We start from the raw sequence: 16,524 nt of genomic DNA on the forward strand, positions 1-16,524 counted from the left end.
ACTGCCTTCTGGCAAGGCTCGACCAAGCAGTTCGCCCACAAGTACCGCTTCAATATCATCGACACTCCCGGCCACGTCGACTTCACCATCGAGGTGGAACGCTCGCTGCGCGTGCTCGATGGCGCGGTGGTGGTATTCAGCGGCGCGGACGGGGTCGAACCGCAGTCCGAGACAGTATGGCGCCAGGCCAACAAGTACCACGTGCCGCGCCTGGCCTACATCAACAAGATGGACCGCCAGGGCGCCGATTTCCTGCGCGTGGTCCGGCAGATCGACCAGCGCCTGGGTCACCACCCGGTGCCGATCCAGCTGGCCATTGGCAGCGAAGAAAACTTCCAGGGCCAGATCGACCTGGTGAAGATGAAGGCCATCTACTGGAATGATGCCGACAACGGCACCAGTTACCGCGAAGAAGATATCCCTGCCGAGCTGCAGGCGCTGGCTGACGAATGGCGCGAAAAGATGGTAGAAGCTGCCGCCGAGGCCAATGAAGAACTATTGAACAAGTACCCTGATCTCAGCATCGACGAAATCAAGGCAGGTCTGCGGCAACGTACATTAGCCAACGAGATCGTGCCGACCATCCTCGGCTCGTCATTCAAGAACAAGGGCGTGCCGCTGATGCTCGACGCAGTCATCGACTACCTGCCTGCGCCCTCTGAAATCCCGGCGATCAAGGGCACCGACCCGGATGACGAAGAAAAGCACCTGGAGCGACACGCCGATGACAGCGAGCCGTTCTCGGCCCTGGCCTTCAAGATCGCCACCGACCCGTTCGTCGGCACCCTGACCTTCGCCCGGGTCTATTCTGGCGTGCTCAGCTCCGGTAACGCGGTGCTCAACTCGGTAAAGGGCAAGAAGGAACGCATCGGCCGCATGGTGCAGATGCATGCCAACCAGCGCGCTGAAATCAAGGATGTGTGCGCCGGCGACATCGCCGCACTGATCGGCATGAAGGATGTGACCACCGGCGACACCCTGTGCGACATGGACAAACCGATCATCCTCGAACGCATGGACTTCCCCGACCCGGTGATTTCCGTGGCGGTGGAGCCGAAGACCAAGGCCGACCAGGAAAAGATGGGCATCGCCCTGGGCAAGCTGGCCCAGGAAGACCCGTCATTCCGCGTGCGCACCGACGAAGAGACCGGCCAGACCATTATCTCGGGGATGGGCGAGCTGCACCTGGACATCATCGTCGACCGCATGCGCCGCGAGTTCAATGTCGAGGCTAACATCGGCAAGCCGCAGGTGGCCTACCGCGAGAAAATCCGCAACACCTGCGAGATCGAGGGCCGCTTCGTCCGCCAGTCCGGCGGCCGGGGCCAGTATGGCCACTGCTGGATCCGCTTCGCCCCCGGCGACGAGGGCAAGGAAGGCCTGGAGTTCATCAACGAGATCGTTGGCGGCGTGGTACCGCGCGAGTACATCCCGGCGATCCAGAAGGGTATCGAAGAGCAGATGAAGAACGGCGTGCTGGCCGGCTACCCGCTGATCAACCTCAAGGCGGCGGTGTACGACGGCTCGTACCACGACGTCGACTCCAACGAAATGGCCTACAAGATTGCCGCCTCGATGGCCACCAAGCAGTTGTCGCAGAAAGGCGGCGCGGTGTTGCTGGAGCCGGTGATGAAGGTGGAGGTGGTGACACCCGAGGAGTATCAGGGCGATATCCTCGGCGACCTTAGCCGGCGCCGCGGGATGATCCAGGATGGTGACGAAACGCCGGCTGGCAAGGTGATCCGTGCAGAGGTGCCGCTGGGCGAGATGTTCGGCTACGCCACCTCGATGCGCTCCATGACCCAGGGCCGGGCCAGCTTCTCGATGGAGTTCACCCGTTATGCAGAGGCACCTGCGAGCATTGCCGATGCCATCGTCAAGAAGAACCGCGGGGAGTAATTCGTTCTCCTGTGCTGGCCTCTTCGCGGCTAAAGCCGCTCCCACAGGGAATGCACAGTAGTCACTGGCTGTTGTCCCTGTGGGAGCAACTGTCTTACTCAATTTCTAAAGGCTGGCGCGATCCCTGTGGGAGCGGCTTTAGCCGCGAAGAGGCCGGCACAGGCAACAACCCTTCTCAGTGCTGCTCCCCGGCCCGTTTCAGCAGCTTCTTGCAACGCTCGGACAGATGCACCACCCGCAATTGCTTGCCAGCCTTGGCATACCGCTCGCGCAAGGTCTTCAACGCGGCAACCGCCGAATAATCGACAAAGCTCAAATGCTGGCAGTCCAGGGTCACCCTGGCCGGATCCTTGGCCGGGTCGAACTGGTTCAGGAACACCGTTGTCGAGGCAAAGAACAGCGTGCCGTGCACCTGGTAACGCTTGCCCCCTTCCCCATCGTCATGGCTGTCGGCATACAGCTCCCGCGCATGCTGCCAGGCAAAGTTCACCGCCGCGATCACGACACCGAACAGCACCGCAACCGCCAGGTCGGTGAACACCGTTACCACGGTGACGGCAATGATCGCCAGCACATCGCTGGCCGGTACCTTGTGCAGCACCCGCAACGACGCCCAGGCAAAAGTCTGCTGCGCCACCACGAACATCACCCCGACCAGCGCCGCCAGCGGAATACGCTCGATCAGCGGCGACAGGAACAACACGAACAGCAGGACCATCACCCCGGCTACCACACCCGACAGCCGGTCACGGCCATTTGAGCTGAGGTTGATCACCGTCTGGCCGATCATTGCGCAACCGCCCATGCCGCCGCACAGGCCGGAAACCATGTTGGCCGCACCCAGCGCAACGCACTCGCGGTCCGGGTAGCCACGGCTCTCGGTGATTTCATCGGTAAGGTTGAGGGTGAGCAAGGTTTCCAGCAGGCCGACCATGGCCATCAGCACGGCGTAGGGGGCGATGATCTTCAGGGTCTCGAGGTTCCACGGCACATCCGGCAGTGCCAGGTGCGGCAGGCCACCAGCGATGCTCGCCATGTCGCCGAGGGTGCGCGTAGGCAGGTCGAGCACGTACACCAGCAGGCCGACACCGAGGATCGCCACCAGCGCCGGCGGCACCGCGCGGGTCAGCTTCGGCAGTACGTAGACCACCAGCATGGTCAGCGCCACCAGGCCGATCATCAGGTACAACGGCATTCCAGTGAGCCAGTGTTCACCCTGCTTGAAATGCTCGAGCTGGGCCAGCGCGATCACGATCGCCAGGCCGTTGACGAAGCCGAGCATGACCGGGTAAGGCACCAACCGCACCAGCTTGCCCAGGCGCAACAGGCCGAACAGCATCATCACCACGCCGCCCAGCAAAACCGTGGCCAGCAGGTACTGGGCGCCGTGCTGCACCACCAGCGCGACGATCACCACCGCCATCGAACCGGCAGCCCCGGAAATCATACCCGGCCGGCCGCCGAACAGCGCCGTAAGGGTGCAGATGATGAAGGCGCCATACAGGCCCATCAGCGGGTTCAGGTGGGCCACCAGGGCGAAAGCGATACACTCGGGCACCAGGGCGAACGAGGTGGTCAGGCCGGCGAGCAGGTCGGCGCGGAGTCGGGCGGGTTTCATGAGCATCCTGGGGTCGGTCCGGGCGGACGGGACAAAAACAAGGGTCGCGATGTTACGGAATTTGCCCGTCAACAGCCACCGTTCAACGCACCCGGTCGCGACTCTGCACGGCCAGGTCCAGCGCCCGCTGCATGTCCAGCCGCGCAGAGCGGCCAAGGTCGGGGTGATGCAATTGCCCGTTGCGCTCCGATGGCAGAATCGGCGCGGTCAGGTCCTCGGCATCCATGGCTTCGAAATCCTGCTCGGTGCCCAGGGTCAAGGCGCTGCGCCGCAACAGCATGCGCACCTGCTGCGGGGTCAGGGCCGGGTTGATCGCCAGCATGGTCGCCACGGTGGCGGTCACCAGCGGGGTGGCATACGACGTGCCGCAATGCGGCTCGGCGGCCGGCGCCGGGCGGATGCAGGCAGCCGCACTGATGTCCACACGCATGTCGATGTTGGAACTGTGGCGTTTGCGCACATGGCGCGGGTCTTCGACTGGCAACGGCCTGTCACTGCGCTGGTGGCCGCCCACCACCAGCAGTTGCTCGGTGATGAACGAGGACGGCAGCCGATACTCATCGGTCCCCGACCAGGACGCGCCATTACCGGCCGAGTTCACCACTACCACGTCAGGATGCTTGGCCCGCAACCAGAGGAAGAACTCTTCGAGCAGCTCTTCATAGCCGCTCATCGCCAGCCCGGAACGTACCAGCGAATCGACCTCATCGCCCTTTACGTTCTTCGCCCCGACCCGGTGAATCCCCCAGCTCCAGTTCAAAACCCGCACGCCGTCTTCGACCAGGTTCACCGAGGCAGCGATGTTCGCCGTGATGCCGGCATCGGAGTTGCGCTCGACGATGACATCAAAGCCAGGGTTCTGCTTGCCCAGCCCAGGCAGAAAGCCGTCGCCCTGCGCTGCCAGGATGCCGGCCACATGGCTGCCGTGGCTGGTCGGGCGTTCGCCGTCGCGGCCGTACAGGCAGGTCCGGCCCGTATCGCAGCGGCCGCGGTAGCTTTCGAACGCCGGCGCGTCGAAGTCGAGATCGCGCTCGATCACACCCACCCGCACCGGCTGTACCGGCACAGCGGAGGCAGCGATACGCCGCTGGTAGAAGTACAGGGCGTCCATGAAGCGGTTGGCGGCCCATTCATCCGCCTGGACGATGGCCGCCTGCTCGCGCCCGCCACCTTCCTCGCCACGCTCCGGGGCAGACTCCTCGACAATCACTGCATCGACGCTAACTTCACTGCCCATGCGCAGGATCATCGCGTCGCGCTGCACCAGGTCGCCCACCGGCAAGCGTAACTGGTAGACATTCAGCGGTGGTATGGCACCCACGACCTGGGCGCCGTACTTCCCGGCGATCCGTCGGGCTTCGCCGAGGCCATCATGTTTTTCCTCGATCAAAAGGCTTACCAAGTCCACATAGGTGGTGAGGCCATCCATGTTCTTCGCCACTTCATCAGGCCCGGCGGCCACAACATGGCTGCGCTGGCGTGTCAGCCAAACCGGGTTGCTGGTGCGCTCGCCGTCCTCCAGCCACAGCGGAGCACTGCGCAGGGCTTGTTTGGCCAACTTCAGCGTAAGCCGGTCACCTTGCCGCTCGAAATCGGCTGTCGGCAGCCGCGCACCACCGAGCCAGACCGTCGGCAGCTGCGCCCCGAGCCCCTCGGCGCGCAGGCACCATTGCTGCTGGCCATCGCCAAGCAGGTCGCCACAACGCTGCAACTGCTTGATGCGCAACGAATCAGCTGCAGCCTCGGCACAAAGGCTGCACAGGCACAACAACAAGATCAGAACACGCTTCATGCACTCAGCCCCAATCAATCCCTGTGCGTGCGACTGGTGAGGTAGATCAAAGGTTCAGCTGCGGCCCGCCGCCTTGTCCCGTGCAAGCCATTCAGCCATGGAAGCATCCTCAAGTGCGTACTCTCCGCGATTGGCCTTCCATACCAGCTCCTTGTCACGCAGGGCATCGAGGGCCTTCTGGACGCTGGTCGTGCTGGCTTTGATTTCCGCCCGGGCCTGCTCCAGCTTACGGTTCACATCCCCCAAGGTTTGCTCGGTAAATGGCGAAAACGGCTGCCGGCCCAACGTCCGCTCGGCCATTACCTCAAGCACCGCCTGTTGCAAGGCTGACAGGTCGTTCCAGGCGCTTTCGTAGTCACTCCAAACGCCCGCCTGATGATTGAGCGCCCCTGTGCGCAGTAATTCACCCAGGTTGCCCGCCTCACCCAGGCCCACGCTCACTTCGGCCAACAGCTTGTTGAGCATTTCAGGGCGGCGCCCGACCAACTCGAACGCGTACGCAAGGTCCTCGACCTTGAACTGGTTGCTGGCGGCCAGGCGCCGGTTCCACAAATCGGTGATGAACTCGACATACTCACGCCCCAGCAAGGGGAATGGCGTGATGCTGGCCCCAAAGAAGGGTTGCTTGCTCTTGAGCACCAGGTTGGCCAGCTTGTCGCGGCTGGAGCCAGTGAACACCAGACGCAAGCCGTCCGGGCGGTCACCACGGTTGAGATGGTCACGCGCGGCTTTCAGCGCGAACATCGCATTCAGGCCATCTTCGCTGTTGAGGGCATGCTGGGCCTCGTCGATGATCAGTACCACCATCTGCCCCGACACTTGATGCAATACGGCAAGTGCCTGAGCCAAGGTAGTCCCCTCAGGCAGTTGCGGGCGAGTAAAATCCCAGCTGAGGGTACGCAGCAGGTTTATCTTGTCGATACCGGCCTTTTTCGCAGCCTTGGCCAGCGCACCTTCGAAGCTGCCCAGCGCAGCACCGATGGCGCCACTGATGAGTTCTGCCGGCGCGGCGTCGCGATCCGACCACAGGTCGACATAAACCGGAAGCCAGCCGCGCTGTACGCATTCCGGAATGAAGTCGTTGTTGAGGAAGGTGCTCTTGCCCGTACGTCGGGGCGCGGCGAGGAACATGCCCGAGCTGTAATCGACCAGCGACTCGCCGGCCAGGTCTTGGCCCAGAGCCTTGGCCAACTGATCACGACGTAGAAGCGGGCGGATGGGTGACATGTAATTACCCTCAATTATCTTGATGACTATAATTTATAGCCTACAAGATAAAACCCGATAAATCACCCACTCAGCCACATCACCAACGTGATCCAGATCCGGCAGCCAGCCGCTAAATTTGCCATCATGTTGATTCCACCTGCGGAGATCATGGACATGCCGCTACGCCCCCTTTTCGCTTCCCTGCTGCTGGTCGCCAGCCTCAGCGCCCAGGCCGCCACCGATGTCGTACCACTACAACACCGCAGCAGCGCCGAACTGCTGCCCGCCGCCCAGGCGTTCATCGGCAAGGACGGCAGCGTCACGGCGTTCGAGAACAAGCTGATCGTCAACGCCAGCCCCGAGCGCATCGACGACCTGCGCACCCTGCTGCAACAGCTGGACACCGCACCCAAGCGCCTGCTGATCAGCGTCGACAACAACGACAGCAACTTTCAGGACAACCGTGGCAATGCACGTGTCATCCACTACGGCACCAGCAACCGTGACGGCGGCATGCAGCAGATTCAGGCCAGCGAAGGCCAACCGGCGCTGATTCAGGTCGGCCAGAGCATCCCGATCACCAGCACCAGCACCGACGGTTACGGGCGTATTCAGAGCGACACCGAATACCGCAACGTGACCCAGGGTTTCTATGTCACCCCCAGCTTGAGTGGCGACACGGTTCGTCTACAAATAAGCACCAATAATGACCGCATCAGCCATGAACGTGCAGATGTAGTGAAAGTGCAAAGCACCGACACGACAATCACCGGCAAGCTCGGCGAGTGGATCACCCTGGCGGGTTACAACCAGCAGAGCCAAGCCGACCGTAGCGCGTCAAGCCACAGTTACAGTACCCAACGGGGTGAAAACATGACTTTGCGTGTCAAAGTCGACCTTCTTGACTGATCCCAGGCAATTCAAGGCTTCGACCAAAGGCCTTGAAACTGACTGCCAAGTCGCATTAGACCAAAGATGTAGTAATTGAAAAAAACCACTACAAAACATTTGACAGGGTCTTTTTCCCAAGGGCATGATGGCCTCGCTCCCGCTAATCAGGGGCCCTGGCAAGGGCCTTCGAGGCGCACTCCTCCCACCCTTGGAGGCGTCTCGTGTCTATACGGCCCACAAGGCGGTTCGACGGGATTGCGACTGCAACGAAGAAGTTGTCCCGAGGGACGGAAGCGCATCACCGCAGTACTGGCAATCGCGTAGCACCGCAGCAAGGCAACCACGAGCCGACCTGCCGGAGCACCCTTTCGCCTGGCCTGCACACCCTTCCCCTTCGAGCCTTCGCGTTCGCCGCCGCCGCAATCCTGCGAACAGGACAGCCGCCAGCTCCTGATCTGCTCCGAGCATCAGCACAATTACCCCAAGATCGATGCGACGAGGTTTATTTCCATGGCACTGACACGCGAACAGCAAATTGCAGCCCTCGAGAAAGACTGGGCCGAGAACCCGCGCTGGAAAGGCGTGACCCGTACCTACACCGCCGCTGATGTCGTTCGCCTGCGTGGCTCCCTGCAGCCGGAGCACACCCTGGCCCGCCTGGGTGCAGAAAAACTGTGGAAGCTGGTCACCGAAGGTGCCCACCCGTCCTTCCGCCCAGAAAAAGATTTCGTCAACTGCATGGGCGCCCTGACCGGCGGCCAGGCAGTGCAGCAGGTCAAGGCCGGCATCCAGGCCATCTACCTGTCCGGCTGGCAGGTTGCCGCCGACAACAACTCGGCCGAGTCCATGTACCCTGACCAGTCGCTGTACCCGGTCGACTCGGTACCGACCGTGGTCAAGCGCATCAACAACTCGTTCCGCCGCGCCGACCAGATCCAGTGGAAAGCCGGCAAGAACCCGGGCGACGAAGGCTACATCGACTACTTCGCGCCGATCGTGGCTGACGCCGAAGCCGGTTTCGGCGGCGTATTGAACGCCTACGAGCTGATGAAGAACATGATCGAAGCAGGCGCCGCCGGCGTGCACTTCGAAGACCAGCTGGCCTCGGTGAAAAAATGCGGCCACATGGGTGGCAAGGTACTGGTACCGACCCAGGAAGCCGTGCAGAAGCTGGTGGCCGCGCGCCTGGCAGCTGACGTATCGGGCGTGCCGACCATCATCCTGGCCCGTACCGACGCCAACGCCGCCGACCTGCTGACCAGCGACTGCGACCCGTACGACCAGCCGTTCGTGATTGGCGAGCGCACCCGTGAAGGCTTCTACAAGGTACGCGCCGGCCTCGACCAGGCCATCGCCCGCGGCCTGGCCTACGCGCCGTACGCCGACCTGATCTGGTGTGAAACCGCCAAGCCGGACCTGGACGAAGCCCGCCGCTTCGCCGAAGCGATCAAGAAGGAATACCCGGACCAGATCCTGTCGTACAACTGCTCGCCTTCCTTCAACTGGAAGAAGAACCTGGACGACGCGACCATCGCCAAGTTCCAGCGCGAGCTGTCGGCAATGGGCTACAAGCACCAGTTCATCACCCTGGCCGGCATCCACAACATGTGGCACGGCATGTTCAACCTGGCGCACGACTACGCCCGCAACGACATGACCGCCTACGTGAAACTGCAGGAACAGGAATTCGCCGACGCCAGCAAAGGCTACACCTTCGTGGCGCACCAGCAGGAAGTGGGCACTGGCTACTTCGACGACATGACCACCGTGATCCAGGGTGGCGCTTCGTCGGTGACTGCACTGACCGGTTCGACCGAGGAAGAGCAGTTCCACTGATAGTGGGTTGCTGCTGAAAGAAGGCCCGGGGCTTGTGAAAGCCCCGGGCCTTTCTTTTTGTCCGCACCACACCTACCAGGAATACACGGAACCTGTAGGAGCGGCCTTGTGTCGCGATAGGGCTGCGCAGCGGCCCCAGGATTTCGGCGCAGACGCACATATCGCTGGGGCTGCTGCGCAGCCCTCTCGCGACACAAGGCCGCTCCTACAGGGGTGATCGTGCAGTCCTGCGGTACCTCAGTGCTTCATGCCCAGCTCTGCATCATCCATCAGCGCCTTGGCCATCGCGCTCAGGTAATGGGCGGCCCAGATCATCATTGGCTTTTCATCCATCAGGCCGGTGATGGTCAGTTCGCGCACATAACCCATCAATTTTAGAAGGTGGTCTTGCCGACGATGAATTGGGTGTCTTCTGTGGTCATTGTTGAATCCCCTGAAAATTCTCGACTGCCTGGACGGGCCCTTTCGCGGGTAAACCCGCTCCCACAGGGACTGTGCAAGTCTTGAAGACTGTGGTGAACCTGTGGGAGCGGGTTTACCCGCGAAGAGGCCCGCCCAGACAACACATCGCTCAAGCCTCAGTGCAAAGTCCGAGGCTCAGCTGGCATCTGCACCTGGATCAATGCCGACTCAAGCAAAGCCCGCAGCGCCTCAAGCTCATGCATCGAGGTCATCATCAGGATCGACGCCGGGGATTTGGGCTGCAGCAGCAAGGCCTGATGCACCACGGTCGCCGCGCACAGTGCGTAGTCGGTGGCCTGGATCAGGGTGTCTTCGAGGGAATGGGAGATATGGGGTGGATCGGGGACAACTTTCAGCATGACTCGCTCCTTTCTTTCCTGTTTGGCTACATCCGCCCGCTGTCAAACGGTTGGGTGGCAGCTATGCGTGGGTTGACAGACCGGTGGAAAGAAAGAAAGACCGGCGCACGCGAGCGTGCCCACACGCACAGCCGCCATTGAGGCAAAGCGAGTGCACCTTCTTTCAATTCCGGCCTGTCAAAGCCGTGTCGTTGATGTGCAACGACACGCCGAGACTAGAGCGCCGCCAGAGCAGCCGCAACGGAAAAAAGGCGGCAAGAGTATGTTTGGGAAATGGCCTACATGGAAGGGGACAAATCTGTTTTATGGCGAAATTCGGCAGCGCCTGCGCCGGCCTCTTCGCGGGCGCGCCCGCTCCCACAGGTTCTGTGCAGGTCTTGAAGGCTGTGGTGATCCTGTGGGAGCGGGCATGCCCGCGAAGGGGCCGGTACAGGAGGAAGCAAAACCCGGGATCAGGTCTATGCTTGAGGCAGCACAGCCGCAAGGACCGCCCATGCTTCGTCCACGCCACTTGATGATTTTCGCCCTGGCCGCCGCTGCCCTCTATCTATATGCACTGGCCAGCGACAACACCCTGCTCGCCCTGCTGGCCAAACCGATCCCGGTACTGGCCCTGATCGCCTGGCTGCGCAGCGTTCCCGCCACACCTTATCGCCGCTGGATCACCCTCGGTCTGGCACTCTCGGTACTCGGCGACATCCTGCTGGCTATCCCCGCCGACCTCTTCGTGTTCGGCCTGGTCGCATTCCTCTTTGCCCACCTGGCCTATCTGCGCGCGTACTGCGGTACAACCTTGCGCTACGCCCTACCCGCACTCCTGTTCAGTGTCATCACCGGCATCACCCTGTTCAGCGTACTCGCCAGCCACGGCCTCGGCCCACTACTGATCCCGGTGGCGCTGTATGCCCTGGCCATCAGCGCCATGCTTTGGCGCGCCCTGGCCTGCGGCGGGCTGGCCGCACTTGGCGCCTGCCTGTTCGTAATGTCCGACAGCCTGATCGGCATCGACCGCTTCGTCAGCCCGTTCACCATCGCGCCGTACCTGATCATCCTCACCTACTGGCTCGGCCAGTGGGCGATCGCTTCATCAGCCAGCCATCGCTCGATCGATAAAATATTGACCCAGAGCGGGGCGAACGGTGTCGGAAGCTGCTAGAACAGGCGTTTTTGGCATTTGCAAGTAGGGGGAATCGCCAGATGAACTTTACAAGACGCAGAACAGGAGAAATATCAGGCATCGGGTCAAATGATATTAATTATCATTACGAAACTTGCAATTCGTTACCCCCTGCAAGAAACATAATTAACAAAACCGCACGCAATGCCCGAATCTCAAGGCTTTCAGCCAGTTACGAGCAGGTTTTGTACTTAATCCTACGAATAAATTTGCGACAGAAATTTTACTTGCACCGGGTTTACCCATAAAATCAGCGCGATTGATTCAGCTGCGACATTTGGTCACTGCATGTGCGACACCAGGTCGCCGCTCTACACTTATTTCAGACTGCAGAGCTGGGTCTCTGTATAAGGATCTCTAGCATGTCCGATTCGGCAGGACTCATCGCCCACAACTGGGGCTTTGCCATCTTCCTCCTGGGTGTCGTCGGCCTGTGCGCCTTCATGCTCGGCCTGTCCAGCCTGCTCGGTAGCAAGGCATGGGGCCGTGCCAAGAACGAACCCTTCGAATCCGGCATGCTGCCCGTCGGCAGCGCCCGCCTGCGCCTGTCCGCCAAATTCTATCTGGTCGCGATGCTGTTCGTGATCTTCGATATCGAAGCCCTCTTTCTCTTTGCATGGTCTGTGTCCGTCCGCGAAAGCGGCTGGACCGGATTCGTCGAAGCACTCGTTTTCATAGCAATTCTGTTGGCTGGTCTTGTCTACCTATGGCGCGTCGGGGCACTTGATTGGGCTCCCGAAGGTCGCCGCAAGCGGCAAGCGAAGCTGAAACAATGAGGCTTTGGCATGCAATACAATCTCACCAGAATCGATCCGGATGCGCCCAACGAGCAGTACCCGGTCGGTGAACGGGAAACCGTCACCGATCAACTGCTGGAGGACCAGGTCCACAAGAACATCTTCATGGGCAAGCTCGAAGATGTGCTGCGTGGCGCGGTCAACTGGGGTCGCAAGAACTCCCTCTGGCCGTACAACTTCGGCCTGTCCTGCTGCTACGTGGAAATGACCACGGCCTTCACGGCACCCCACGACATCGCCCGCTTCGGCGCCGAAGTCATCCGGGCCTCGCCGCGTCAGGCCGACTTCATGGTCATCGCCGGTACCTGCTTCGTGAAGATGGCGCCGATCATCCAGCGCCTGTACGAGCAGATGCTCGAGCCCAAATGGGTCATCTCCATGGGTTCGTGCGCCAACTCCGGCGGCATGTACGACATCTACTCGGTCGTTCAGGGGGTCGACAAGTTCCTCCCCGTGGACGTCTATGTGCCCGGCTGCCCGCCACGCCCTGAGGCTTTCCTGCAAGGCTTGATGCTGCTGCAGGAGTCGATCGGCCAAGAACGACGCCCGCTTTCCTGGGTTGTTGGTGATCAAGGTATTTACCGTGCCGAGATGCCAGCCCAGAAAGACCTGCGTCGTGAGCAGCGCATTGCAGTAACCAACCTGCGCAGCCCCGACGAAGTCTGATCCAGCGACCTGCCGCCCGCTCCCCTGGAGCCGGCGGCCTGGCTTCATTCTTAACGTTGACCCAAAGCGACCGAGACCATGACAGCGGACAACGCTATTTTCATTCCGCCTTACAAGGCTGACGACCAGGATGTGGTCGTCGAACTGCACAACCGTTTTGGCGCCGAAGCATTTGTCGCCCAGGAAACCCGCACCGGCATGCCCGTGCTGTGGGTCAAGCGCGAGCAACTCAAGGAAGTGCTCAGCTTCCTGCGCGGCGTAGCCAAACCGTACAGCATGCTGTACGACCTGCACGGCGTCGACGAGCGCCTGCGCACCCAGCGCCGCGGCCTGCCAGCCGCCGACTTCAGCGTGTTCTACCACCTGCTGTCGATCGAGCGTAACAGCGACGTGATGATCAAGGTGTCGCTCAGCGAAGGCGACCTGAACCTGCCGAGCGTGACCGGTATCTGGCCGAACGCCAACTGGTACGAGCGCGAAGTCTGGGACATGTTCGGCATCGACTTTGCCGGCCACCCGCACCTCAGCCGCATCATGATGCCGCCCACCTGGGAAGGCCACCCGCTGCGCAAGGACTACCCGGCCCGCGCCACCGAGTTCGATCCGTACAGCCTGACCCTGGCCAAGCAGCAGCTTGAAGAGGAATCGGCACGCTTCAACCCGGAAGCCTGGGGCATGAAGCGCCAGGGCGCCAACGAGGACTACATGTTCCTCAACCTCGGCCCCAACCACCCTTCCGCGCACGGCGCCTTCCGTATCGTCCTGCAGCTGGACGGTGAAGAGATCGTCGACTGCGTGCCGGACATCGGCTACCACCACCGTGGCGCCGAGAAAATGGCCGAGCGCCAGTCCTGGCACAGCTTCATCCCCTACACCGACCGTATCGACTACCTCGGCGGGGTAATGAACAACCTGCCGTACGTGCTCGCCGTCGAGAAGCTGGCCGGCATCAAGGTGCCACAGAAGGTCGACACCATCCGCGTGATGCTGGCCGAGTTCTTCCGTATCACCAGCCACCTGCTGTTCCTGGGTACCTACATCCAGGACGTCGGCGCCATGACTCCGGTGTTCTTCACCTTCACCGACCGCCAGCGCGCCTACACCGTGATCGAAGCGATCACCGGCTTCCGCCTGCACCCGGCCTGGTACCGCATCGGTGGCGTTGCCCACGACCTGCCGCGCGGCTGGGACAAGCTGGTCAAGGACTTCGTCGAATGGCTGCCCAAGCGCCTCGACGAGTACGAAAAGGCTGCCCTGCAGAACAGCATCCTCAAGGGCCGTACCATCGGCGTTGCCGCGTACAACACCAAGGAAGCGCTGGCCTGGGGTACCACCGGTGCCGGTCTGCGTGCCACCGGTTGCGACTTCGACCTGCGTAAAGCCCGCCCCTACTCCGGCTACGAGAACTTCGAGTTCGAAGTGCCGCTGGCCCACAACGGCGATGCCTACGATCGCTGCATGGTCCGTGTCGAGGAAATGCGCCAGAGTATCCGCATCATCGACCAGTGCCTGCGCAACATGCCGGAAGGCCCGTACAAGGCGGACCACCCGCTGACCACGCCGCCGCCGAAAGAGCGCACCCTGCAGCACATCGAAACCCTGATCACGCACTTCCTGCAAGTCTCGTGGGGCCCGGTCATGCCGGCCAACGAGTCGTTCCAGATGATCGAGGCGACCAAGGGCATCAACAGTTACTACCTGACGAGCGATGGCGGCACCATGAGCTACCGCACCCGGATCCGTACCCCGAGCTACCCGCACCTGCAGCAGATCCCTTCGGTGATCAAAGGCAGCATGGTCGCCGACCTCATTGCGTACCTGGGCAGTATCGACTTCGTTATGGCTGACGTGGACCGCTAAGCATGAACAGCACGCTTATCCAGACAGACCGTTTCGCCCTGAGCGAAACCGAGCGCTCGGCCATCGAGCACGAAATGCATCACTACGAGGACCCGCGCGCGGCGTCCATCGAAGCCCTGAAGATCGTCCAGAAGGAACGTGGCTGGGTGCCGGATGGCGCCATCCATGCCATCGGCGAAGTGCTGGGCATCCCGGCCAGCGACGTCGAAGGCGTGGCCACCTTCTACAGCCAGATCTTCCGTCAGCCGGTCGGCCGCCACATCATCCGCGTGTGCGACAGCATGGTCTGCTACATCGGCGGCCACGAGTCGGTAGTCAGCCAGATCCAGAGCGAACTGGGCATCGGCCTCGGCCAGACCACCGCCGACGGCCGTTTCACCCTGCTGCCGGTGTGCTGCCTGGGCAACTGCGACAAGGCCCCGGCACTGATGATCGACGACGACACCTTCGGTGACGTGCAGCCGGCTGGCGTTTCCAAACTGCTGGAGGGTTACGTATGACCATTACTTCCTTCGGCCCGGCCAACCGCATTGCGCGTACCGCCGAAACCCATCCGCTGACCTGGCGCCTGCGTGATGACGGCGAGCCGGTCTGGCTGGCCGAGTACGAGTCGAAGAACGGCTATGCTGCCGCGCGCAAGGCGCTGGCGCAGATGTCCGCCGACGACATCGTGCAAAGCGTCAAGGACTCCGGCCTCAAGGGCCGTGGTGGCGCGGGCTTCCCCACTGGCGTGAAGTGGGGCCTGATGCCCAAAGACGAATCCATGAACATCCGCTACCTGCTGTGCAACGCGGACGAAATGGAGCCGAACACCTGGAAGGACCGCATGCTGATGGAGCAACAGCCCCATCTGCTGGTCGAGGGCATGCTGATCAGCGCCCGCGCCCTGAAGGCCTACCGGGGCTACATCTTCCTGCGTGGCGAATACACCACCGCAGCAAAAAACCTTAACCGCGCCATCGAGGAAGCCAAGGCCGCCGGCCTGCTGGGCAAGAATATCCTCGGCAGCGGTTTCGATTTCGAGCTGTTCGTGCACACCGGTGCCGGCCGCTACATCTGTGGTGAAGAAACCGCACTGATCAACTCGCTGGAAGGCCGCCGCGCCAACCCGCGCTCCAAGCCGCCCTTCCCTGCCGCCGTGGGCGTGTGGGGCAAGCCGACTTGCGTGAACAACGTCGAAACCCTGTGCAACGTTCCGGCCATCGTCGCCAACGGCAACGACTGGTACAAGTCGCTGGCCCGCGAAGGCAGCGAAGACCACGGCACCAAGCTGATGGGCTTCTCCGGCAAGGTGAAGAACCCGGGCCTGTGGGAACTGCCGTTCGGCGTCACCGCCCGCGAGCTGTTCGAAGACTACGCCGGTGGCATGCGCGACGGCTTCAAGCTCAAGTGCTGGCAGCCAGGCGGCGCCGGTACCGGCTTCCTGCTGCCCGAGCACCTCGACGCGCAGATGTACGCCGGCGGCATCGCCAAGGTCGGCACCCGTATGGGTACCGGTCTGGCCATGGCGGTGGACGACAGCATCAACATGGTTTCGCTGCTGCGCAACATGGAAGAGTTCTTCGCCCGCGAGTCGTGCGGCTGGTGCACCCCATGCCGTGACGGCCTGCCGTGGAGCGTGAAGATGTTGCGCGCACTGGAAAAAGGCCAGGGCCGCGCCGAAGACATCGAGACGCTGCTGGGGCTGGTCAACTTCCTCGGCCCAGGCCGTACCTTCTGTGCTCACGCACCGGGTGCCGTCGAGCCATTGGGCAGTGCCATCAAATACTTCCGCTCGGAATTCGAGGCCGGTGTCGCTCCAGCTGGTGCTGGCGATGCGCTGCGTCCGAACCTGGCAAAGCCGATCGTGGTCGGCGCATAACAAGATGATTGAGGCGGGTGGTCCGTGCCACTCGCCAGCTTGCCGGCCGGCCCGAGAAATCGCGGCGTGTCGCAAGCTCACCGATTTCCATTAGCCA

The 16,524-nt window shown here is 61.9% G+C and carries 14 protein-coding genes; 9 read left to right on the forward strand and 5 right to left on the reverse strand.

The features are described 5' to 3' along the window. Positions 1–1,899 (forward strand): elongation factor G (fusA, locus tag JV551A3_RS21155; protein ID WP_133979099.1); only part of this gene is annotated, 1,899 nt, incomplete at its 5' end. A 175-nt stretch (positions 1,900–2,074) separates the two neighbouring features. Here the strand turns inward: fusA and JV551A3_RS21160 are convergent. The 3 genes from JV551A3_RS21160 to JV551A3_RS21170 all read right to left on the reverse strand — a co-directional run bounded on the left by JV551A3_RS21160 (position 2,075) and on the right by JV551A3_RS21170 (position 6,536). After that, complete coding sequence (locus tag JV551A3_RS21160; RefSeq protein ID WP_133974097.1) at positions 2,075–3,517, reverse strand: SulP family inorganic anion transporter; 1,443 nt, start codon at positions 3,515–3,517, stop codon at positions 2,075–2,077. A gap of 82 nt (positions 3,518–3,599) precedes the next feature. Beyond that, on the reverse strand, positions 3,600–5,309 hold the full coding sequence (locus JV551A3_RS21165; protein WP_133974099.1) for a S8/S53 family peptidase: 1,710 nt from the start codon (positions 5,307–5,309) through the stop codon (positions 3,600–3,602). A 54-nt stretch (positions 5,310–5,363) separates the two neighbouring features. Further along, entirely contained in the window at positions 5,364–6,536 is a 1,173-nt protein-coding gene (locus JV551A3_RS21170; protein ID WP_133974101.1) for an ATP-binding protein, read from the reverse strand. Between the two features lie 126 nt (positions 6,537–6,662). Between JV551A3_RS21170 and JV551A3_RS21175 the strand changes: the two genes are divergently transcribed. Next, complete coding sequence (locus tag JV551A3_RS21175) at positions 6,663–7,427, forward strand: secretin N-terminal domain-containing protein (protein ID WP_177421339.1); 765 nt, start codon at positions 6,663–6,665, stop codon at positions 7,425–7,427. A gap of 492 nt (positions 7,428–7,919) precedes the next feature. Next, the gene (gene aceA, locus JV551A3_RS21180; RefSeq protein ID WP_112252927.1) at positions 7,920–9,245 is read left to right on the forward strand and encodes an isocitrate lyase; all 1,326 of its coding nucleotides are present in this window, start codon (positions 7,920–7,922) and stop codon (positions 9,243–9,245) included. Between the two features lie 237 nt (positions 9,246–9,482). Here the strand turns inward: aceA and JV551A3_RS21185 are convergent, their stop codons facing one another. Further along, the gene (locus JV551A3_RS21185; protein WP_372239056.1) at positions 9,483–9,605 is read right to left on the reverse strand and encodes a DUF3077 domain-containing protein; all 123 of its coding nucleotides are present in this window, start codon (positions 9,603–9,605) and stop codon (positions 9,483–9,485) included. Between the two features lie 218 nt (positions 9,606–9,823). After that, positions 9,824–10,066, reverse strand: a complete 243-nt coding sequence (locus JV551A3_RS21190; RefSeq protein WP_133974105.1) for a hypothetical protein — start codon at positions 10,064–10,066, stop codon at positions 9,824–9,826. A gap of 493 nt (positions 10,067–10,559) precedes the next feature. Between JV551A3_RS21190 and JV551A3_RS21200 the strand changes: the two genes are divergently transcribed. The 6 genes from JV551A3_RS21200 (at position 10,560) to nuoF (ending at position 16,427) form a co-directional block, all read left to right on the forward strand. Next, positions 10,560–11,222, forward strand: coding sequence for a lysoplasmalogenase (locus JV551A3_RS21200; RefSeq protein ID WP_133974109.1), 663 nt, complete (start codon positions 10,560–10,562; stop codon positions 11,220–11,222). A gap of 383 nt (positions 11,223–11,605) precedes the next feature. After that, the gene (locus JV551A3_RS21205) at positions 11,606–12,019 is read left to right on the forward strand and encodes an NADH-quinone oxidoreductase subunit A (RefSeq protein ID WP_003251427.1); all 414 of its coding nucleotides are present in this window, start codon (positions 11,606–11,608) and stop codon (positions 12,017–12,019) included. A gap of 9 nt (positions 12,020–12,028) precedes the next feature. Next, a complete protein-coding gene (locus JV551A3_RS21210) occupies positions 12,029–12,706 on the forward strand; it encodes a NuoB/complex I 20 kDa subunit family protein (RefSeq protein ID WP_003251429.1) in 678 nt (225 codons plus the stop codon). Between the two features lie 78 nt (positions 12,707–12,784). Then, positions 12,785–14,566, forward strand: a complete 1,782-nt coding sequence (gene nuoC / locus JV551A3_RS21215) for an NADH-quinone oxidoreductase subunit C/D (protein WP_085625347.1) — start codon at positions 12,785–12,787, stop codon at positions 14,564–14,566. Between the two features lie 2 nt (positions 14,567–14,568). Further along, positions 14,569–15,066, forward strand: coding sequence for an NADH-quinone oxidoreductase subunit NuoE (gene nuoE / locus JV551A3_RS21220; RefSeq protein ID WP_003251433.1), 498 nt, complete (start codon positions 14,569–14,571; stop codon positions 15,064–15,066). Further along, positions 15,063–16,427, forward strand: coding sequence for an NADH-quinone oxidoreductase subunit NuoF (gene nuoF, locus JV551A3_RS21225; RefSeq protein ID WP_025339923.1), 1,365 nt, complete (start codon positions 15,063–15,065; stop codon positions 16,425–16,427). Before nuoE ends, nuoF begins: the two co-directional genes overlap by 4 nt. The last annotated feature ends 97 nt before the right edge of the window (positions 16,428–16,524 follow it).

This window comes from Pseudomonas inefficax, from assembly GCF_900277125.1.
Classification (GTDB): domain Bacteria; phylum Pseudomonadota; class Gammaproteobacteria; order Pseudomonadales; family Pseudomonadaceae; genus Aquipseudomonas; species Aquipseudomonas inefficax.

Bases quoted from the DNA above. Each gene is read 5' to 3' on its own strand.
- JV551A3_RS21170 (WP_133974101.1), bottom strand. From the start codon at position 6,536: ATGTCACCCATCCGCCCGCTTCTACGTCGTGATCAGTTGGCCAAGGCT.
- nuoC (WP_085625347.1), top strand. From the start codon at position 12,785: ATGACAGCGGACAACGCTATTTTCATTCCGCCTTACAAGGCTGACGAC.
- JV551A3_RS21200 (WP_133974109.1), top strand. From the start codon at position 10,560: ATGCTTCGTCCACGCCACTTGATGATTTTCGCCCTGGCCGCCGCTGCC.
- JV551A3_RS21190 (WP_133974105.1), bottom strand. From the start codon at position 10,066: ATGCTGAAAGTTGTCCCCGATCCACCCCATATCTCCCATTCCCTCGAA.
- JV551A3_RS21210 (WP_003251429.1), top strand. From the start codon at position 12,029: ATGCAATACAATCTCACCAGAATCGATCCGGATGCGCCCAACGAGCAG.
- JV551A3_RS21160 (WP_133974097.1), bottom strand. From the start codon at position 3,517: ATGAAACCCGCCCGACTCCGCGCCGACCTGCTCGCCGGCCTGACCACC.
- JV551A3_RS21165 (WP_133974099.1), bottom strand. From the start codon at position 5,309: ATGAAGCGTGTTCTGATCTTGTTGTTGTGCCTGTGCAGCCTTTGTGCC.
- JV551A3_RS21205 (WP_003251427.1), top strand. From the start codon at position 11,606: ATGTCCGATTCGGCAGGACTCATCGCCCACAACTGGGGCTTTGCCATC.
- JV551A3_RS21175 (WP_177421339.1), top strand. From the start codon at position 6,663: ATGTTGATTCCACCTGCGGAGATCATGGACATGCCGCTACGCCCCCTT.
- aceA (WP_112252927.1), top strand. From the start codon at position 7,920: ATGGCACTGACACGCGAACAGCAAATTGCAGCCCTCGAGAAAGACTGG.
- nuoF (WP_025339923.1), top strand. From the start codon at position 15,063: ATGACCATTACTTCCTTCGGCCCGGCCAACCGCATTGCGCGTACCGCC.
- nuoE (WP_003251433.1), top strand. From the start codon at position 14,569: ATGAACAGCACGCTTATCCAGACAGACCGTTTCGCCCTGAGCGAAACC.